Annotated in this window: 14 protein-coding genes; 13 read left to right on the top strand and 1 reads right to left on the bottom strand. The window is 66.2% G+C overall.

What is annotated here, in order from left to right; genetic code table 11:
• The first annotated feature begins 15 nt into the window (after positions 1–15).
• Both PSRA_RS05360 and PSRA_RS05355 read left to right on the top strand, forming a co-directional pair.
• Positions 16–2,091 carry a hypothetical protein gene (locus tag PSRA_RS05360; RefSeq protein WP_143516344.1) on the top strand — a complete coding sequence of 692 codons (2,076 nt, stop codon included), beginning with the start codon at positions 16–18 and terminating at the stop codon, positions 2,089–2,091.
• Positions 2,088–4,034, top strand: a complete 1,947-nt coding sequence (locus PSRA_RS05355; protein ID WP_143516343.1) for a hypothetical protein — start codon at positions 2,088–2,090, stop codon at positions 4,032–4,034. Before PSRA_RS05360 ends, PSRA_RS05355 begins: the two co-directional genes overlap by 4 nt.
• A gap of 178 nt (positions 4,035–4,212) precedes the next feature.
• Here the strand turns inward: PSRA_RS05355 and PSRA_RS05350 are convergent, their stop codons facing one another.
• On the bottom strand, positions 4,213–5,988 hold the full coding sequence (locus PSRA_RS05350) for a PucR family transcriptional regulator (RefSeq protein ID WP_158216333.1): 1,776 nt from the start codon (positions 5,986–5,988) through the stop codon (positions 4,213–4,215).
• Between the two features lie 339 nt (positions 5,989–6,327).
• Here PSRA_RS05350 and PSRA_RS05345 point away from each other — a divergent pair, with 339 nt between their 5' ends.
• The 11 genes from PSRA_RS05345 (at position 6,328) to PSRA_RS05295 (ending at position 20,925) form a co-directional block, all read left to right on the top strand.
• A complete protein-coding gene (locus tag PSRA_RS05345) occupies positions 6,328–7,605 on the top strand; it encodes an aminotransferase class III-fold pyridoxal phosphate-dependent enzyme (RefSeq protein ID WP_211280485.1) in 1,278 nt (425 codons plus the stop codon).
• 76 nt (positions 7,606–7,681) lie between these two features.
• Positions 7,682–8,632 carry an ABC transporter permease gene (locus PSRA_RS05340; RefSeq protein WP_094660869.1) on the top strand — a complete coding sequence of 317 codons (951 nt, stop codon included), beginning with the start codon at positions 7,682–7,684 and terminating at the stop codon, positions 8,630–8,632.
• Between the two features lies 1 nt (position 8,633).
• Positions 8,634–9,533, top strand: coding sequence for an ABC transporter permease (locus PSRA_RS05335; RefSeq protein WP_094660868.1), 900 nt, complete (start codon positions 8,634–8,636; stop codon positions 9,531–9,533).
• Between the two features lies 1 nt (position 9,534).
• A complete protein-coding gene (locus PSRA_RS05330) occupies positions 9,535–10,683 on the top strand; it encodes an ABC transporter ATP-binding protein (RefSeq protein ID WP_094660867.1) in 1,149 nt (382 codons plus the stop codon).
• A gap of 1 nt (position 10,684) precedes the next feature.
• Positions 10,685–11,581 (top strand): ATP-binding cassette domain-containing protein, encoded by an 897-nt coding sequence (locus PSRA_RS05325; RefSeq protein WP_158216332.1) that lies wholly within the window; start codon positions 10,685–10,687, stop codon positions 11,579–11,581.
• A 111-nt stretch (positions 11,582–11,692) separates the two neighbouring features.
• The gene (locus PSRA_RS05320) at positions 11,693–13,288 is read left to right on the top strand and encodes an ABC transporter substrate-binding protein (protein ID WP_094660865.1); all 1,596 of its coding nucleotides are present in this window, start codon (positions 11,693–11,695) and stop codon (positions 13,286–13,288) included.
• A gap of 98 nt (positions 13,289–13,386) precedes the next feature.
• A complete protein-coding gene (locus PSRA_RS05315; RefSeq protein ID WP_094660864.1) occupies positions 13,387–15,435 on the top strand; it encodes an amidase family protein in 2,049 nt (682 codons plus the stop codon).
• 45 nt (positions 15,436–15,480) lie between these two features.
• Complete coding sequence (locus PSRA_RS05310; protein WP_094660863.1) at positions 15,481–17,127, top strand: amidohydrolase; 1,647 nt, start codon at positions 15,481–15,483, stop codon at positions 17,125–17,127.
• A 59-nt stretch (positions 17,128–17,186) separates the two neighbouring features.
• The gene (locus PSRA_RS05305; protein ID WP_094660862.1) at positions 17,187–18,230 is read left to right on the top strand and encodes a zinc-binding dehydrogenase; all 1,044 of its coding nucleotides are present in this window, start codon (positions 17,187–17,189) and stop codon (positions 18,228–18,230) included.
• A 103-nt stretch (positions 18,231–18,333) separates the two neighbouring features.
• On the top strand, positions 18,334–19,449 hold the full coding sequence (locus PSRA_RS05300) for a phosphotransferase enzyme family protein (protein WP_158216331.1): 1,116 nt from the start codon (positions 18,334–18,336) through the stop codon (positions 19,447–19,449).
• A 63-nt stretch (positions 19,450–19,512) separates the two neighbouring features.
• The gene (locus PSRA_RS05295; protein ID WP_094660860.1) at positions 19,513–20,925 is read left to right on the top strand and encodes an aspartate aminotransferase family protein; all 1,413 of its coding nucleotides are present in this window, start codon (positions 19,513–19,515) and stop codon (positions 20,923–20,925) included.
• Positions 20,926–20,989 lie beyond the last annotated feature (64 nt).

Raw genomic sequence — 20,989 nt, 5'->3', positions numbered from 1 at the left:
CGAGTCAGGAGAGGTATGGCACAGGTTGCGTTGCGGTCCGGGATACGACGATTCTTCGCAAGGCGTTCGGCTGCGGTGGAGGATGCGGCAGATGCCGTGGCGGGCGATGCGTCGAAGACCGGTGCCGCCTACGCGGACTCCGTCTCCGCTTCCCGCGATGACGCCGCCTCCCGTCGCACCGGCCTGCGCGCCCCGCGCCCCGGCGTGCTGTGCGCGATCATGGCCGTCGCCATCGTGCTGCGCATCGCCGCCGCGCGCTTCGTGGGCGTGTGGTTCTGGGCGCTCCAGCACTGGGACGACACCGTGCTCCTGCGCTACTCGCTTCCCGGCTACTACTCGAATCCGTCCGACGACGGCGCCCTCATGAAGGTGACCGGCTACTCGCAGCTCCTGCGCGTCGTGCGCATACTGCATCTGAACTACCCGACGGTGCTCGCGCTGCTCTGGGTGGCGGCGGCGCTCGTCGTGTTCTTCCTCGTACGCGCCGTCTCGCGCCGTCCGTGGCTGTCTGTAGCCGCGTTCCTGTACACGCTGTTCTACCCGGTGGCGTTCGAGGCGAATATCGGCACGCGCATGTACCGCAACTCCATCCTCATCCCGTGCTACGTCTTTGTTATCGGGCTTGTGCTTCTCATGACATACCGAGTGCTGTCGCGCACCGCTCGCCCATGGCCGCTGGTCGGCCAGTCCGTGCTCATGACCGTCGCGCTCGTCTACACCTACTGGGTCAAGGAGGACGGCCTGTGGATGGTCGCGTGCGTGGCCGCGGCCGCGGCGGTGTGCATCGTGGCGCAGGTGGTGATATGCGTGCGCGACCGCCGGCGCGAGGCGGGCGAGAGGAACCACGATGCCCCCGCCGCATCCTTGCAGGCATCGCCATCGGACGCCGCATCGTCTGACGCCGCGGCGTCTTCCGCTCCCGCCGCGTGGCGCAGAATCGTCGCCGTCGTCATCGCCTTCGCCATCCCCTTCGCCGGACTCGCCGCATCGAGCGTCGCGTACAAGTCGGTGAACAGGAAGTATTTCGGCGCGTACGTTGGCAACATGCGCCTCGGCGGCGAAACCGGACGCTTCGTCGAATACCTCTACGCCATCGACGCGCCCGGCCGCTCCTCCTACGTCTGGGCGCCCGCCGACGCCATCCGCCAGGCCTTCGACGCCTCGCCCACGCTGCAGTCGCATCCCGAGCTGTACCAGGCCATCGTGCACACGCCGTGGATCGTCAAACCCGACCATTCCAATATCACCGACACGATTTTCGAAACTCCGATCCCCGGCGACAGCATCACCTGGGTGCTGCACTCCGCGCTGGTCGAAACCGGCCTGTGGACGTCGCAGGAGGCGGTCAACGACCTGTTCGCGCAGGTCAACTGCGAGATCCAGGCCGCGTTCGACAACGGCACGCTGAGGAAAAGCCGCACGATCCAGCCGCTCGCCAGCGTCGGCGGATACACCAGGCGTGAGATCGCCGGCCTCGTGCCGTATATCGCCGAGGGCTACGCCGGCGTCACGTTCCTCGCGGGCTACACGCCCGGCGCCAAGTACGGCGACTACCTCGACAACGCCGCCACGAACGGCCAGACCAAGCAGATCGGCGCCACCGCGGCCGAGGCCTTCGGCCTGCCCTACCTTGCCGACTACACGCTGCGCAGCCCCACCCGCTACGCCCTGGCCAACACCTTCGCCATCCTGCTGTTCTGGGCGTACCGCATCCTCAATACGCTGTTGCTGATTGCCCTCGCCATCGTGCTTATCGGCGGAATCGTGCGCCTCGTGCGCCGCCGCAGGGCCGCGCCGCCCGTCACCGCGCGCTCCGTCATGACGTACCTGCTTCTTGTCGCCGCCGTCGGCGTGTCTCTGGTGTACTCGACCGTCATCCAGTGGTACAACGCGTTCCTGTACCACAACGACGGTTTCTCCATGACGTGGTCGAACTACTACGACCTGGGCGCCGTGGCGATGCAGATCCTCGTCTTCGCGCTCGCCGCATGCATCCTCGCCTCGTGGCGCGAGGGGAGGGCGGCGGCTTCTTCGTCGTCTGCGGCGAACGAGACGGCGAACGGGGCGCACGGCGAGGTTAGGCAGTCATGACACGGCGCCATTCGCCCCGTCACACAAGCCGACACGGAGCGCCGTCCGCTCAAGGCGCGGCATCGCGCGTCTCCATCGGCGCCATCGTGGCGTGTCTGCTCGCCGCCGTCGCGCTTCTTGCGCTGCGCGTGTGGTGCGCCAACCGCGTCGGCATCTACATGTGGTCATACGCAGGCTTCGACGACGCCCTGCTCGTGCGCTACGCGCAGCCCGACCATTTCACGAACCCGGACTGGCTGAGCATGGTCAAGGTCATGGGCTTTTCGATGTTCCTGCTCATCGTCCGCGCATCGCACCTGACCTTCGCCACCGCCATCGCGCTTCTGTGGGGCCTCGCCGCGGCGCTTGTCGCAGACATCGTGCACACCCTGGCGCCCCGGCATCCATGGTGGGCGCTCGCCGCCTACGCCGCCACGCTGTTCCATCCCATCGGATTCAGCCCCGACTGCGGCACGCGCCTGTACCGGAACACCGTCATGACGCCGCTGTACATCGCCGTGCTCGCGCTGATGGTCCTGCTTGTGCTGCACACGCTCGAAGGGCGCCGCGCCGCATGGTTGCTGGCCGACGGACTGGCGCTCGCGGTGTCGGTCACTGCCGCCTACTTCATGAAAGAGGACGGCACCTGGCTGCTTGCATGCCTGGCGCTTGCGGATCTCGCCGCCATCGTGTGCGCGTGGTGTGTCAGGCGCCTCTGGGGTCCGGTGCTGACCGGGCGGCGTGGGGCGGCTTCGCGTGGTGGTGGCGCAAGCTCGCGCGGTGGTGCTCTCTCGTGCGGCGGGGCCGTCGCCGTCGCGTCGCATGCCGACGCCTCGGCGCGCGACGCCATCCGTCGGCCCGCCATCCTCGCCCTCGTCGTCGCCATCGTGCTTCCGTGGGGCCTGCTTGCCGGCGCCACCGCCGTGTATGAAGGCGTGAACGAGCGCGCCTTCGGCGTGCGGGGGATGGAAACGCGTATGTCCGGGCAGCTCGGCGGATTCGTGGAGCGGCTTTACCAAATCGACGCCGAGGGGAGGTCATCGTATGTGTGGGCGCCCGCCGACGCGGTGGCCAAGGCCTTCGATGCCTCGCCCACGTTGTGCTCCCACCCGGAGCTGCGCGACCAGCTGATCAACCATCCCATGACCACCGGTACGCTGTACAGCAACCCGGTGAAAGGCGACATCCTGACATGGGATGTGCGCTATGCACTGGTTATGAGCGGCCTGTGGCAGTCCGGCGGGCAGGTCGACGCTCTGTTCCGGCAGGTCAACGCCGAGCTCGACGCCGCCTTCGCCGACGGCAGTCTACCGCGCGACACGCAGCGCATTCACCTGCTCGCCTCCGTCGGCGGCATGACGCGCGACGATCTGCGCGCCGTTCTCGACGGCGCCATGCGGAGCCTGTACTCGCAGGTGGTTCTCGACGATTTCTCCCCCGGAGGCCGCGCCGGCGATGCCTCCGACGCGTCCGTGGCGGCCGAGGCGGCGGATCTGGCGAACACCCCGTATCTTGTGGATTATGCGACGTCGGGCATCGACTACGATGCCGTGAACCGATGGATCGGCCGGCTGGTGCGCGTCTTCCGCGTGCTCAACATCGCGCTCGCCGCGCTGACGCTGGTCTGTGTGGTGTGGGGAATCGTGCGGTTCGTGCGGCAGCGTCAGAGTCGGAGTCGGCGCGGTGCGGATGCGGGCGGTGTGGATGCGCTCACCCCGGAGGCCGTCGCGGACGCATGGCATGCGACGGCCGCCTGGTGGATCATCGTCGTGTGCCTCGGACTCGCGGTTGGGCTGAACGTGGGACTCGAATGGTTCGAGATGGGCGCGGAACCGCACTACGCCGCGTACCTCACGTACTTCTACGACATACCTGCGATTGCCGCCCTCGTGGTGCTCTGCGCCGCGTCCCTCGCCTACGCCTTGCGCCGCTTCGACGTCCGGCACGTGCGCGTGACTTCCTGAGTGGGGGTGCGGCCCCGGACCGATTCCCCGCCCATCGGATTATCGCCCGTCCAACGGTGTCTCTCATTGCCGCTGTGGTGACCAGCGAGAGCCACTGTTGGACGAAAACGGAACACAAGGCGGACCGGCGACGGGGGAGATGACGCAGCGAGCAGACACCACGGAGCAGACACCACGATTATGCAGCGGGGCTGTCGGGATGGGATCGGGTGTATTCCTCGATAGCAAGATAGAGCCGCATGAGGTCGTGTGCGTTCGCCAGATCGACGCCGAGCAGTTGCTCGATGCGTGCGAGCCGGTTCTCGACGGTATGCCGGTGCACGCCAAGCCGCTGTGCGGTGGTGGTGATGTTAAACGATGAGATGACGAACGACGACGCGGTACGCAAGAGGGTATGACGCGTCGCGCCGGTCGCACCATGGCCGTCCTCGAGCAAGGGGCGCAGGAACGCCTGGCAGAACGATTCGGCGACGCGTGGTGCGATGAGGTGCATGATGTCGAGGTCGGCGATGGCACCGCCACCTGGCCCGCCCGCGGAGAGGGGCATCGCCGACATCTGCAGGTCGAGGCGGGCCTCCGCGTAGGCCGATCGCAGGGTCTCCCACGATGTCGCCGTCGCCATGCCGATTCCGCACCGTTGTATGCCGAGCCGTTGCGCCGCGGCCTTGATGCGTTCGCGCAGGCCGGCGCCCTCGTTCCGCGAGACGAGGAACCAGAGTTTGTTGTCGAAATCGCCGAACAGCACGGAGCCATCGTCGGGCCTCTGCGCCACCTGTGGTCCCTGCGTTGCCTGTGGCGTCCGCGCCATCGTCGCATCGGACGGATCGGATCGCGGATCCGCCATGCCGCTGATTCTGCTGATTCCGCCGATGCCCTCGATGCCGTCAAGCCCCGCGGAGAGCGCCTGCGCTTCGTAAAGCCGCGTGAGATCCTCCGCTTCGCCGTCCACGCACAGAACCGCAACCGGCGCATGCGGCAGCGGTCCCCACAGTTCCGCCGCTACGTCGGACAACCCGCGGCCCAGTCCGTTCGCCATGCCGCGCATGACGGTGGCGCGCAGACTGCGTAGCTGGATCTGCCGCAGCATGGCCTGTGCCACGGTCACCGAGAGCACGTCCGCAGCATTCATGACGGCCGTGCGCACCGCCATCTCGTCGGTGCCCTGCTCAGGTGCCACGCCCAGCATGAGGCCGAGCGGCCGCTGGCTTGCGTCATGGAGCTCGGCGGCGCAGCACAGGCTGCCTTCGTGATCGAACACCGAGGCGTGCGAGGGAGCGAGATTGTCATCGCCCAGCTGATGAAGGGCACGATAGGTGAGCGCGACGGTGCGGGCCATGCCGCGCGCGCCGGAATGCGACACGTCCCAGACCTCGCCGGCGGGCGTGACGAAGGCCGCCCATCCTCCGATGGAATCCGCCACGTCGATAACGGTCGCGTGGATCGGGTCGGGGCTTTTCGCCGCGGCGATGAACGTGCGCTGCAGGGAGTACGAGTCGCGTAGGAAGCGGTGGCCTTCGTCTGCGATGGACTGTGACACGGTGCGGCTGATGTCCTGGAACGTGGTTTCGATGGGAATCTCGAACAGCGGCAGGCCATGTCGCGACGCCGCCTCGATAAGAGCCCGCGGAACCGTGGGATGCCGCATGCCGACACCGAATCCGCACGCGAGCACGCCGGCGTCCACCATGCCCGTGACGAAGGCGTCGCACATCCGATTGAAGCGCGCCATCTCCTGCGGATCGGCGTCCATCGCGGCCTGTGCACTGCGGTCGTCGATTTGCGGCATGTCGAGGCCTATCGTGAGCAGGATCTCCCCGGGTTCGCAGAATTCCGTGGAATCCACCACCTCCGTGATATGCACCCAGTAGATGCTGCGTTCGAGGTTGGCGCTGTTGCCGAGCACGACGAGCTGCAGATGCAGCGCGTCCTCGGCGAGAAGTTCTCTGACGGTCATCGACATGTAACCATTGTGTTAGCCGTTGTATTACATGGCCAATGTCGTGTCGTAACAAGTGCATTATGTCCATTGTTGCCGCTGCCGCGCCGCCATATCGTAGGGGCAACGAAACGGAAAGCGCAGGGTGCGGCAGACGCCGGACGCCACGCCGACCGGATCGTCACCCTTATCGTCCGCTTCCGGACGATTCACGCACCGCATCGCGCATTGAGCTGCGGTTCGCGCAAAACCCTTGTTCAGCCTAGGCGAAGCCATGCCTCGAACGCATGGCGCGTCCGGCGACCATCACGCCACGCTGCCGCATGCATGCGCGGCGGCAGCACCAGGAGGCACGCAATGTCCATGGATTTCAACGATTACAAGCAGTATCTCGCCCCGGCGTATTCCAAGAGCACGGATCTCATCATGCAGTCCGGCAAGGGCATGTACCTGACCGACGTGAACGGCAAGAGGTACATCGACTGGGTGCAGGGCATTGCGGTCAACGCGCTCGGACACTGCCATCCGCGTGTCATCGCCGCGGCCAAGGAGCAGATCGACCGCCTGGTCACCGCGTCGTTCAACGTCGTGAGCTACCCGACCACGCTCGAGCTGGCCCGCCGCATCGCCGAGGTCACGCCGGGCGACCTCGACTCCATCCTCTTCTCCAACGGCGGCGCCGAAGCCACCGACGCGGCCATCAAGGCGGCGCGCGTCATCACTGGCCGTCCGAACGTCATCGCCTTCAAAGGCTCCTTCCATGGGCGCACGATGGGCGCGGCGAGTATCACCGCATCGAATTCCTTCTATCGCAAGGGCCTCGAGCCCATGATGGGCGGCGTGTTCTTCGCGCCGTACCCGTCGCGCGACCTGTGCCCGGAGGGCTACGACGCCAAGGAGCGCGCGCAGTGGTGCCTGGGCGAGATCAAGAAGATGTTCACCTACTACGTGCCGCCGGAGGACACCGCGTGCATCTATGTGGAGCCGGTGCAGGGCGAGGGCGGCTACGTGGTGCCCGACCCCAGCTTCCTGCAGGGTCTGCGCGAGATCTGTGACACCTACGGCATCATGTTGTGCTTCGACGAAATCCAGGCGGGCTACGGCCGCACCGGAAAGATGTTCGCCGGCATGCACGCCGGCGTCGTGCCCGACCTCATGACGATGGGCAAGGCCATCGCCGGCGGCTTCCCGATGAGTGCGCTCGTCGGCCGTCCCGAGGACATGGCCAAGTGGATGCCCGGCCAGCATGGCGGCACCTTCGGCGGCAATCCGGTCGCCGGCGCTGCGGGACTGGCGGTTCTCGACGAATTCAAGGAAAAGGACATCGTGGGCAATGCCGCCAAGGTGGGCGACTACTTCAAGGGCCGCCTGCTCGACCTGCAGAAGAAATACCCGTTCATCGCCGACGTGCGCGGCGTGGGCATGATGCTCGCCATCGAGCTGGGGGAGAAGGACGGTAAGAGCGGCGCCGAGCTGTTCTCCGCGATTTGCGCGAAGGGAATCGAGAAGGGCCTGCTGCTGCTCGGCTGCGGCGTGCACCACAACGCCATCCGCTTCGCCGCGCCGTTGAACTCCACCGCCGCCGAGATCGACGAGGGCCTGGCGGTGTTCGACTCCATCCTGTCGGAGCTGTGAGACTTCGCCGCAGCCCCTCGCGGGGGAGCTGCTAATTCCCGGAAACCAGCACGCACGAATCGGAAAAGAGGACGACATGATCAGATACATTGTCAAACGCCTGCTGTCGGCGATCCCCATCGTGCTCATCGTCGGCATCATCGCCTTCTCCCTGTCCCACCTGTCCGGGGGAGACCCGGCGCGAGTCATCGTCGGAAACGACGCCACCGAGGAGCAGGTCGAGGCGGTGCGCCAATCCATGGGACTCGACCAGCCGGTCATGGCGCAGCTGTGGACGTGGTTCGTCAACCTGCTGCACGGCGACCTGGGCTACTCGTACATCATGAACATGCCGGTGAGCGAGGCGATCTCCTCGCATATCCTGCCTACGCTGTCCATCGCGGTGCTGGGCGAGATCATCGCCCTGCTCATTGCAATCCCCCTGGGCGTGTACGCGGCAGGACGGCATGGACGCGCCGCCGACAAGGCGGTGCTCGGCTTCGCTACCCTCACCGGCTCCCTGCCCAGCTTCCTGTCGGGCCTGCTGCTCATGATCCTCTTCGCCATGCAGTGGCGCCTGCTTCCCGCCTCGGGCTACATCTCGCCGTCCAAGGACTTCGGCGGCTATCTCGAGCATCTCATCCTGCCGTCCCTGGCGGTGGCCACGCTCCAGATCGCCGTCGTGACGCGCATGACCCGCTCGTCCATGATCGACCAACTGGGCAGCGCCTATATCCGCACCACCGAGGCCAAGGGGCTTCCTGCCCGCGGCCGGCTGTGGAGGCACGCGTTCAAGAACGCGTCCATCCCGATCATCACGGTGGTGGGCCAGTCATTCGGCGAGCTCATCGCCGGCGCCATCGTGGTGGAGACCGTGTTCAACGTGCCGGGCGTCGGCCAGCTCGTCGTCAACTCCATCCTGAGGCGCGACTACCAGATGATCCAGGGCGTCATGATCTTCGTGGCCTTCATGTTCATCATCGTGAACCTGCTCACCGACGTGCTGTACGCGGTTATCGACCCGCGTATCAGGGAAAGGTCGTTCTGACATGACCGCCGCAACACACAACCCCTCCGTTCCCTCCGCCGCCGCGCGCCACGCTTCCGGATCGTCCCGCCTGCGCCGCGCGGCCCGCGCCCTGCGCCGTTCGCCCATGACGCTGTGGGGCCTCGTGCTCCTGCTCGCCATCGTCATCGTCTGCTTCGTCATCCCCGTCGCAGCCCATATGGACGCCTACACCACCGACACGGCGCAGATGCTCGAATCCCCGTCGGGAGCCCATCCGATGGGAACCGACAACCTGGGCCGCGACATCCTGACCCGCGTGCTGCTCGGCGGCAAATCGTCGTTGACGGTCGGCTTCCTCACCGCCGTCATCTCCGGTTTCCTTGGCCTCGTGCTCGGCCTGTACGCCGCGTACTACCCCAAGCTCGGCTACGTCATCATGCGCCTGTGCGACGGCGTCATGGCCTTCCCGGCCATCCTCTTCGGCATCGTGTTCGTCGAGGTGCTCGGGCAGAGCACGCAAAGCGTCGTCGCGGCGCTCTCCATCGTGCTCACCCCGTATGTGGCCCGCGTCGTGCGCTCCAGCGCGATGTCGACGATGAACGAGAACTACGTGCAGGTGCTCATAGGCCTCGGGGCCGGCGGCTTCAGGATCCTGTGGCGCAACATCGCGCTCAACGTCATCGCATCGTGGATCGTCGAGGTGACCTTCGTCTTCGCCGACGCGATCCTCGTCGAGGCGGCCATGAGCTTCATCGGCGCGGGCATCCCGCAGCCTACCCCGACCTGGGGCAACATGCTTTACGACAGCCGCACCTATATCTACAACGCGTCCTGGATGACGCTGTTCCCGGGCCTGGCGCTCGCCCTCACCGTGTTTGTCATCAATATGCTCGGCGACGGCCTGCGCGAAACGCTCGATCCGAAACGAAGGGGGCAGTGACATGACCGCCACACCGACAATCATCGAATCCGTCAAGCCGCCGACCGAGGCGCCCGCCGACACCGCCAACGCCGCCGCACATAACGCCGACAGCCCGCTGCTCGAGGTCGAGGACCTCGCCGTCAGCTTCGCCACCGTCGACAAGAAGTGGAAGACCACCGTCGAAGGCGTGAGCTTCAGCGTCGGCCAGGGCGAGATCCTCGGCATCGTGGGGGAGTCCGGCTGCGGCAAGTCCGTGACATCGTTCTCCATCCCGCGCCTGCACGACGAGCGCACGACGCGTTACGAGGGTCGCATCACCTTCGATGGGCGTGACATGCTCTCCCTCGACCAAGCCAGCCTGCGCGCCCTGCGCGGCGAGGACATCGGCTTCATCTTCCAGAACCCCATGTCGAGCCTCGACCCGCTTATGCGCATCGGCCGCCAGCTCGAGGAAACCGTGAGGGTGCACCACAAGAACCTTGCGAAGGGGGAGGTGCGCAGCCGCTGCATCGACGCGCTCAAGGAAGCCGGCGCTGACAAGCCCGAGCTGTGGATGGGCAAATACCCCTACCAGATGTCCGGCGGTCAGCTGCAGCGCGTCGTCATCGCCATGGCGCTCGTCAACAAGCCCAAGCTGCTCATCGCCGACGAGCCAACCACCGCCCTCGACGTAACCATCCAGGCGCAGCTTCTGCGTGTGCTGCGCTCGCTGCGCGACCGTCTGGGCATGAGCATCATCCTCATCACGCATGACATGGGCGTCGTGGCGCAGATGTGCGATCGCGTGGCCGTCATGTACCTAGGGCAGGTGGTGGAGACGGCGCCGGTGCGCGAATTGTTCGCCCACCCCTCGCACCCGTATACGAAGGGTCTGCTGTCCGCCACGCCGCCGCTGTCGGGGCCGCGCCCGGAGCGCTTGGCCACGATCGAGGGCTCCGTGCCGCAGCTGTCGGAGGTACCCGACGGATGCCGCTTCGCCTCTCGATGCCCCTTCGCCACCGGGGAGTGCCGCACGGGCAAGGTTGCGATGCGGCAGGTCGGGCAGGCGCATTCCATACGATGCGCGCGCTTCCGGGAGGTGCACGACCTGCCGTTCCAGGCGGCGCAGAAGAAGCACGATGCCGCGGCGGCTGCCGGGGCGGACGATTCGACCGGCAAGGAGGCATGAGATGAAAGAGAACGACACTCCACGCACAACCGATACGCCGGCATCCGGGCTGCCGGGTGCCGCCCGCCGACCTGAGCCCATCGTGCAGGTCAACGACCTGTGCAAGGACTACGTGACGCGCGGCTTCACTAACGGCGCCTCGAGCGTGTTCCACGCCGTGAAGAACGTGAGCTTCGAGCTGTACCCGCGCCAGACCTACGCGCTCGTCGGTGAGTCGGGAAGCGGCAAAAGCACCACCGGGCGCATGGTCTGTGCCCTCGAAAGGCCGACCTCCGGCTCCGCAAGCTTCGAAGGGCGCGCCTACACCGACGATTCGCCCGCGCTTCTGCGCAAAGGCATCCGGTCCAAGATCCAGATGGTGTTCCAGGACCCGTTCTCCGCTCTCAACCCGCGCAAGACGATCGGCAACGCGCTGGTGGAGGCCATGGAAATCCAGCGCATCGGCTCCTCACGCGCCGACCGTCGCGATCGTGCCGTGGCGATGCTCGAACGCGTGGGGCTTTCCTCCGCCCATATGGACCGCTTCCCACACCAGTTCTCCGGCGGGCAATTGCAGCGCGTCACGATAGCCCGTGCGCTCGCGGTGGAGCCCAGGGTGCTGATCCTCGACGAATCCGTCTCCGCCCTCGATGTGTCGGTGCAGGCTCAGGTGCTCAACCTCTTGCAGGACCTCAAGGATGACCTGGGCCTGAGCTACCTGTTCATCACGCACGACCTGAGCGTCGTGCGCTTCATCGCCGACCGCGTGGGGGTGCTGCGGCACGGGGAACTCGTGGAGGAAGACGACGTGGCGTCGATCTTCCGCAATCCACGCACCGACTACACGCGCCGGTTGCTCGACAGCATCCCGCTGCCCGATCCCACCGACCGCAGGCTGATGGACGGGCCGCCCCAGTGACGGCGCCGTGCATCGTTCCCTCCCCGGTCCACCGGACATCCAGCCCGTGCCGGACACCCGCCTTGCGCAGACAGGGCATGCCACAGTCAGAAACAAGAGAAAGAGGATCCCATGGTCTCCGAAACAACAACCGGCAGGAAGCACCACACTCTGATTAAGAAAATCGTTGCGATGGGCGTCGCCGCCGTCATGGCCGCGGGCCTGACCGCCTGCGGATCGTCGGGCTCCGCCTCGGGCGGCGCCGCGGTCGACGGCGGCACCGTGCATATTGCGCTCAACGCGAATATCACCAGCCTCGACCCGATGATGACGGGCGCCTATGTGGCGCGTGACACGATGCGCAACATCTACGAGACGCTCGTGACGCTGGACGCAGACGGCAATGTGGTGGATCTTCTCGCCGCCAGCCACGAGGTGAGCGCCGACAACAAGACGTTCACGTTCACGCTGCGCCAGGGCGTGAAATTCCATAACGGCGCCGAGATGACCGCGGATGACGTCGTGGCGTCCATGCAGCGCTGGATCAAGCTCTCGCAGAGCGGCCACGCCTTCTTCGACGGATCGACGGTGGAGAAGAAGGACGATTCCACCGTCGTCATCACATCGCCCACCCCGGTGTCGCAGGGCCTGTACATCATGGCCGACACCGGACGCATCGCGGCCATCATGCCCAAGTCCGTCATCGACGCGGCAACCGATACGGGCGTCACGGACTACATCGGAACCGGTCCGTTCAAGTACGCCTCGTGGACCAAGGACCAGAACATCGTCCTCGACAAGTTCGCCGACTATTCGAGCCCCAGCGGCGACACGAACGGATACGCCGGAACCCGCGCGCCGCATGCCGACCACCTCGAGTTCGACTTCGTGACCGACGGCACCACCCGCATGAGCAGTACGCTCAGCGGCCAGTATGAGGTCGGGTACTCCCTCGCCGATTCGCAGTACGCGCAGGTGAAGGCCTCCCCAGACGTGAGCGTGCAGGAGGACGAGATGCTCGAGACGCTGCTGTTCAACAAGAAGCAGGGCATCTTCGCCGATAACAAGACCCTGCGCCAGGCCGTCCTCGCCGCCCTCGACATGAACAAGATCGCCAAGGCAGGCCACCAGAGCGATGACCTGTACGAGACGGACGGCGGCCTCATGCCGAAGAACAGCCCGCTGCGCAGCGAGGCGGCGCTCGACAACTACAACCAGGCGAACGCCGACAAGGCCAAGCAACTGCTGGCGCAGTCCGGCTACAACGGCGAGACGATCACCTTCATCGCCACCAAGGACTACCCGTATATGTACGACGAGACGATGGAGATCCAGACGGAGCTCAACGCCGTCGGCATCAACACCGACGTGCAGGTCTACGACTGGGCCACCTGCCTGCAGAAGATGTTCCAGGCCGACCAGTGGGAGATGATGATCTCCAGCTACAGCTATTCGGCGTCGCCGATCGTGTACTCCTTCTTCCAGGCCTCCGGCGCCGGTTGGAACACCGACCCGCAGTTCACGCAGATCGCCTCCGAGATCAACGCCGCCGCAAGCGACGACGAGGTGAAGACCGGCATGGACGACCTTCAGACCTGGTTCTACGACTACGTGCCGAACATCATCATCAGCAAGTACAAGCAGATCTCGGCGGTGTCGAACAAGACCACCGGCTACTCCGGCGGCATGCAGGGCCCCGTGTTCTACAACATGGCTCTGACGCAGTAGGCGTCCGCTGTACGGCGCCGGCCGATTCCGCATAACCATCCACAAACCAACCACACCAGCTCGCCGGCGGTCCTCGCCGGCGGGCGGAACGAGGCATCATGACCGTCCAGGCATCCCAGAACCAACGCCCCAGACTTGCCGAGCTTCCTAGCCTTGTCGACTTTCCTCTTGCCGACATGCAGCGCCTTATCCGCACCGGAGGGCTCACTTCCACGGAGCTGACGGTCGGATACCTCAACCGCCTGTTCTACTACGACCGCAACGGCGCGCATCTCAACTCCACGCCTCTCATCGCCGCCGACGCGCTCGCGCAGGCCATGGAGCGCGATGAGGAGCACGCCAGCGGTCGCGACAGGGGAGCGCTCCAGGGCATACCGTTCTCCGTCAAGGACAGCTACATGGTCAAGGGCATGACGATGGCCGCGGGCTCCCCGGCCTTCGCCCACGTCACCGCCAATGAGGACTCCTTCAGCGTCGAGGCGCTGAAAGCCGCCGGAGCCGTGGTGATCGGCAAGACCACGATGCCCCCGATGGCCGCCGGCGGCATGCAGCGCGGCGTCTACGGCCGCGCCGAGAACCCGTACAACCGCCAGTACCTTGCGGCCGCCTGGGATTCCGGCTCTTCCAACGGCTCCGGCGTCTCCACGGCCGCCAGCCTCGCGGCCTTCGGACTGGCCGAGGAAACAGTCTCCTCCGGGCGATCCCCGGCCGCCAACAACGGACTCGTGGCGTACACGCCGTCGCGCGGAGTCATCTCGCTGCGCGGCAACTGGCCGCTACACGCCACCAAGGATGTGGTCGTGCCCCACACCCGCACCATGGACGACCTTCTCACCATCCTGCCCTTCCTCATCGCCGACGACCCCGATACGCGCGGCGACATGTGGCGCTGGCAGAAGCACGTTAGCCTCGACGGCGCCCGAATCGTGAAGGAAGCCGGCGTCGACGGACTTACCGAGACGGACGTGCTCGCGGGCCTGCGCATCGGCGTGGTCTGCGAGTACGCGGGCCGTCGCGGCGGCACAGTGCCGTCCGTGTATATCCGCCCCAGCATCGACTCCCTGCTCCTGCGTGCCATCGGCGACCTGGAATCCCTCGGCGCAAGCGTGGAATGGACGCCGCTGCCAATCCGCGACCTGTACGAATCCGCCCCGCGCACGCTCGAGGCCTTCGCCAGACGCGGCCTCATCCCCGCCGACTGGATGGAGCACGAGTGGCTGCAGCTCAACGCCGCGGTGCTCGAGGAATTCATCCACGATTTCGACATGTCCGGCGTGAGTTCGCTGCTCGACGTGGACCCCGACGACATCTTCCCGAACCCGCATGATTCCGTGGACTTCCGCACCGGCCGCCAATACGGCTTCTACCAGAAGGCGGCGGAGTACATGCGCGCCGGGCGCCTCCTGCCCGCGAAGGACACCCCGGAACTCGCCGAGGGCCTGCGGGGCCTCGAGCGCATCCGCCGCGAATGCTTCGAATCGTGGATGCGCGAGGCCGGGTTCGACCTTCTCATCTTCCCGACGAACAGCAACATCGGCCGCGCCGATGCCGAAACCGACGAGGCGTTCTACGTGGAGGCCGCGCTGCAGGACGGCGCGTTCTTCTCGAACGGCAACCGCATGATCCGCCACCTGGGCATCCCCACGGTGAGCGTGACCATGGGCCTCATGGAAGACACAGGCGTCCCAGCCGGCCTCACCTTCGCCGGCCCCTCCGGTTCCGACCGCCTGCTCCTGGCGGCAGCCGCCCAGTACGAGCACGCCACGAAGCGTCGCGTGGCGCCGCGCCGCACGCCCGATATCGCGCCCGCCGAGCGCATCGGCTTCGACGTGACGCCAGGAGGCCCGACTGGCGGCGCTTTCCCGGGCAAGCTCCATGCCTCGATGGATGGCACGACGCTGCGCTTCGCCGTCGTTCCCGTCGCCCCGGCCGACAAAGTGGCCTGTCGCGTTTTCGTCAACGGCACGCTGGTGGCGCAGTGGTCGGCGGGGCAGGAGTGGACGGGATCCGTGCACGCGGCGCGCTTCTTCGACGATTCGACGCTCGGCGTCGTGTCGGAGTTCACCGGCCGCGGCGGCCGCGTCGGGGCTGACATGGCGGTGCTCGCCAACCCCTTCGCAGGCCCGTCCGCCGGTTCGGTGATCTGAAGCGCATAGGAGAGCGCAGAAAAGACAGCGCAGGAAAGGAACGACATGTTTGCCATCGATACGATTTTCGAGAACGCCAGGTTCCAGACCATGGACCCCGCCCATCCCTGGGCGACCCGCATCGGGGTCTACGACGGGAAAATCGTCGGACTTGACGGGGACCTCGACGGCGTGGACGCACGTGAACACATGGACCTCGGCGGACACTACGCCTGCCCCGGGTTCCATGACGCGCACCTGCATTTCACCGGTCTGGGCGCCAACCTCAACCAGGTGGACCTGCGCCCGGTTTCCGCGCCGACGATGGACGAGCTGTATGTGAGGATCCACGAGGCGGCGCGCACTACGCCGGCCGGAAAGTGGATCCTCGGATGGGGCTTCAACCAGTTCTCCCTCGGCGGCTTTCCGCAGCGCTCGGTGCTCGACTCCATCGCCGGCGACCACCCCGTGTTCATCCTCCACATTTCCAATCACGCGGCCGTCATCAACACACAGGCATTCCGCCTCGCGGGTTTCGACGACCCTGACACCCAGGGCGACCCCAGCCTCGTGATCCGCGAGGACGGGGTCGCCACCGGACTCGTCAAAGATACGGTGTGCTTCCGCATCATGGCGATGGCCAACCGGGTGGACGAAGCCACGCTTCTGCACCAGCTGAGCCTGGCGGCCGACTACACGCTCGCCAAGGGCATCACGACCTATGAGGACGCCGGAACCGGCACCGACCGCGACGGCAACGGCATTGGCCAGACGCCCGGCGACATCGGCCTGTTCCAGACCGCCTACGAGCAAGGCCTTATCCACCAGCGCGGCATCCTCATGCCGTACTTCGCGGCGATGCATGACCTGGGCGAGCTCTCGACCGACATTCCCCACGGCTTCGGCATCGATCTGGGCCTGCGTACGGGATTCGGGGACGACATGCTCTCGATCGGCCCGTTCAAAATCATCCTCGACGGCGCGTTCAACAGCCTGTCGGCATACCTCAAGGAGCCCTACGCCTCGGATGCCGGCAACACCGGTGTGTTCAGCTGGGATCCGGAGGAATTCAAGCGCGATGTGGCCATACTCCACCGCGAAGGCTGGCGTATGGCGGTCCACGCCATCGGGGACCGCAGCGTTGACATCGCCCTCGACGCCATCGAGAATGCGCAGCGCCTGTACCCGCGCCACGACATGCGCCATCGCCTCGAGCATGTGGGCCTGGCTGACGACGCGACCGTTGAGCGCATCATCGCCGATGGCATCGTGCCGAATCCGCAGGGCAGCTTCATGCATGACAACGGCGACAGCTACCTGCGCTTGCTGGGTGACGAGCGCGGACGCCGCGCCTACCGCATGGGCGCGTTCGTGCATCGCGGCGCCGTCATCCCCGGTTCCACGGATGCGCCGTGCGCCCCGGTCGATCCGCTGATCTCTCTCGAGGGCATGGTGACGCGTCGCACGGCCGGCGGTGAGGTGCTCGGCGAGGACGAGCGCCTCACCGTGGACGAGGCGCTGCGCGCTTACACCTATGGCAGCGCCTACGCCGCGAAGAAGGAGGACGTGCTGGGAACGCTGGCGCGCGGCAAGTACGCGGACATCGTGGTGTTGTCCGGCGATCCGCATGATGTGGAGCCGGACTCCATTCACGAGCTGTCCGTCGAGCAGACGATTGTCGGCGGCGTCGTGCGGTACGACGCCGGGCGGTGACGCGACGGGCGCATCGTGCGGTTGTTCAAGACATAACGGATCCAGAATCAGGAGGAATCATGAAAACAGCCATCTACCACGGAAACAAAACCATGACCGTCGAGGACGTCCCCGGCCCCGTCATCGAGCAGCCGACCGACGCCATCGTCGATATCGAATACGCCGGTGTCTGCGGCTCCGACCTGTGGACCTACCGCGGGCAGGGCGCCCAGGCACCGTGCCGCATCGGCCATGAATTCGTCGGCATCGTGCGTGAGGTCGGCGCTGACGTGAGTTCCGTCAAGCCCGGCGACTGGGTTATGGTGCCCTTCCGTTGGAGCGACGGAACCTGCGAGTACTGCCGCCGCGGTCTGGAAACAAGCTGCGTGCACGGCGGCTTCTGGAGCCGTGAGATTCCGTGGGCCGGCCAGGCCGAGGCAGCGCGGATTCCCTACGCCGATGGGACGCTTGTCAAGGCCTATGACGATGGGCATCGGCCGGATGACGCGGTTATCCCCAGCCTCCTGACGCTGACCGACGTGTTCACGACCGGCTACCATGCGGCGGTCAGTGCCGGCGTGGGCGATGGCGACACCGTGATCGTGGTCGGCGACGGGGCCGTGGGGCTCTCCGCCATCATGGCGGCGAAACTCCTGGGCGCCGCGCGCGTCATCAACGCCGGCAGCACGCATGAGGAACGCCACGCGCTGGCGCGTACTTTCGGTGCCGATGACATCATCTCCACGCGCGGAGAGGATGCCGTCGCCGACATCCGCAGCCTCACCGATGGGGCGATGGCCTCGCGGGTGCTCGAATGCGTGGGCTCCGCGCAATCGTTCTCCACCGCCATCGACATGGCAGCGCCCGGCGGAACCGTGGGCTACGTGGGCCTGCCGCATGGCGTGAGCATCGACGCCAAGCGCCTGTTCTTCTCGAATATTCGCATCGCCGGAGGCATGTCGCCGGCACACCACTACATCGCCGACCTCGTGCCGAGCGTGTTGTCGGGCTCCATCAACCCCGGTTTCGTCTACAACCGCACGTATACGCTCGACCAGATCGGCCAGGCCTACGACGACATGGATAACCGGCGCGTCATCAAGCCGTTGATCCGCCTCGTCTGAGATTTCGGACCGTGCAGGCGGCATAGGCATGTGACGGATTCCGGTCGGGCAGGCCGGAATGCGGGAATCAGAGAGTCGGGGAATCAGAGAAGGGATGCGAGCCATGCATGATTTCGAAGGATACAGGGCGCTGGCACAGCCCGTGCATCGTGTGAGCGAGGCGCAGGCCGAACGCTTCCTCGCCAAGGTCTACGGCATGGAAGGCGTCACCGTGCGCCGCATCGTGACGGAGCGCGACGACACATTCGCCGTCGCCGGCGCGACGGGAGGCACGCGTTGGGTGCTCAAGATCGAGAACCCGGCCGAGGAATACGCCGCCGTCGAGATGCGCGCGCGGGCGCTGCGGCTTGTGGAAAACAGTTCCGATGCCATCCCCGCCATGCGCATCGTGCCGGCCCTCGACGGGCGTCTCGTCACGATATTCGGCGGCGAAGACGGCGATGACAGCGATGACGAAGGCGGATCTGCCCCCGTGTGCGCGGCAAGCGTCACCACATACGTCGACGGAATCGTGCTCGCCCGCCTGCCCATGCCGTACGAGCCGCGGCTCGTCGACGACATCGGCATCCGCCTCGCCCAGGTGCAGGAAGCGCTCGCTCCGCTGTCGGGCGACGACATCGGGTTTACGGACGCACGCGGGCGCATCCTATGGGACGTCGACCTCGTGACCGACCTTGTGGACGACCTCTCGGACCTGCTCAACACGCCGCGCCAGCGGAACCTCGTCGAATGCGCCGCAGCCGGCTACGCCGACATCCGCACCATCCTAGGCGCACTGCCCGCGCAGTACTGTCATGGCGATTTCCATCCGGGCAACATCATCGTGCATGGGCCGCGCTCCACAAGCATCCGGGGCGTCATCGACTTCGGCGACATGCACGCCATGTCCGATGTCGCAGACCTTGGCACATGCCTGACATACCTCATCGATTTCAGCAATGGCAACCATGCCTTCGACGTCTGCCGGCGCGCGCTCGCCGCCTACCTTCGGCAGCGCCGCGGCTTCGACCCGGCGCTTGTGGAGCTGCTGCCCGCCATCTTCAAGGCGCGCATAGCCCTGGCCATCCTGCTGCCGATCATGGTCGAGCGCTTCTCCGGCGCCCGGCCAGGGCATTACCTGACAAGCGCCTCGCGCCGGTTCCGTCAGCTGGAGATGCTCGAACGGTGGACCGACGACGAAATCGTGCGCATGCTGCAGTCGGACGCCGCATGGGCGTAGGGCGTCGAAGGGCATCGCAAACAGGAACACAGGCAGGAAACACGCGGAAAGGAAGGACGCACAATGAAGAACGCACAGGGGCGCAAAAGCGTGGCGAACGGATTCGACTTCTCGCACGGTCTCGAGGGCCTCGACGCCGACGAGGCGGCAGTGGTACGACGGCGTCAGAAGGTTCTCGGCACGATGGGGCCGCTGTTCTATAACAGGCCGCTGCATGTGATCTCGGGGTCGGGCGTGCATCTGCGCGGCGCGGATGGCGCGGACTATCTGGACTGCTACAACAACGTGGCGTGCGTGGGACATTCCAACCCGCATGTGCGCCAGGCGGTGGCGGACCAGCTGGGGCGGCAGAACACGCATTCGCGGTATCTGCAGGACGAGGTGCTCGACTATGCCGAAAGGCTTCTGGCCACCTTCCCTGGCGCCATCGACCATGTGGCGTTCACGAATTCGGGATCCGAATCGAACGACCTCGCGCTGCGCATGGCACGCGTGGCGACGGGCCATATGGGTGTGGTGGTGACGCAAGGCGCGTACCACGGCATCACGTCGCTGGTGTCCAGCGTCTCTCCAAGCTTCGGCACCGGGCTGCCGCTGGCGCCGTTCTTGGCCACAGTGCGCGTGGACGATGCGCTGCATGATGCCGATGGATTGGGCGATGGGACGGGCGATGGGGCGGATGGCGCAGCCGCCTCCGATGCCGTGTGGGCGGTGCTCGGACCGCGTTTCAATCAGGCATTCGATGCGCTCGAACACGGCGGATACGGGGTCTCCTGCGTGCTCATCGACGAGGTGATGTCTTCGGATGGCATCCTTCCCGGCGCCCGCGGATGGATCGCGCGCCTCGCCGACGCCGTGCATGCGCGCGGCGGGCTGCTCATCAGCGACGAGGTGCAGGCGGGCTTCGGACGCATGGGCGGCGTGATGTGGGGCTTCCAGCGGCATGGCGCCGAGGCGGATATCGTGACGATGGGCAAGCCCATGGGCAACGGCATTCCGGTGGGTGGCGTGGCCTACAGGCATCCCATCGGAGACGCCTTCGCCGCATGCACCCGGTATTTCAACACCTTCGGTGGCAATCCGGTGTCCATGCGCGCGGCGGGTGCGGTGCTGGACGAGATCGAACGGCTCGGCCTCGTGGCGCATGCGCGGGACATGGGTGACCGGCTCGCCAGGGATTTGAGTGAGATCCTCGAAGGCCATGAACGTTTCGGCGGCCTACGGCATGCCGGCCTGTTCCTCGGCATCGATGTCACCGACGGTGCGGATGATGGTGGCGCTGCGCAGCCGGACGGCGCCGCCGCGCGCGCCATCGTCAACGCCTTGCGCGACGACGAGCATGTGCTGATCTCCTCGGCAGGCCCCGGCGACGCCGTGCTCAAGGTGCGCCCGCCGCTTGTTTTCGACGATTCCGACGCCGATCGGCTTCTGGAAGCCGTCCGGCACATCTGCGAGCGCGGGTTGTTCGACCGATGAGCGGGGAGACGACACGGGGCGGTGTGACACGGAGCGGTGTGACATCGGGCGAGCTGAGATCGGG

This window comes from Pseudoscardovia radai, assembly GCF_002259605.1.
In the GTDB taxonomy this organism is placed as follows: domain Bacteria; phylum Actinomycetota; class Actinomycetes; order Actinomycetales; family Bifidobacteriaceae; genus Pseudoscardovia; species Pseudoscardovia radai.
This window is presented reverse-complemented; position numbering and strand designations above follow the sequence as displayed.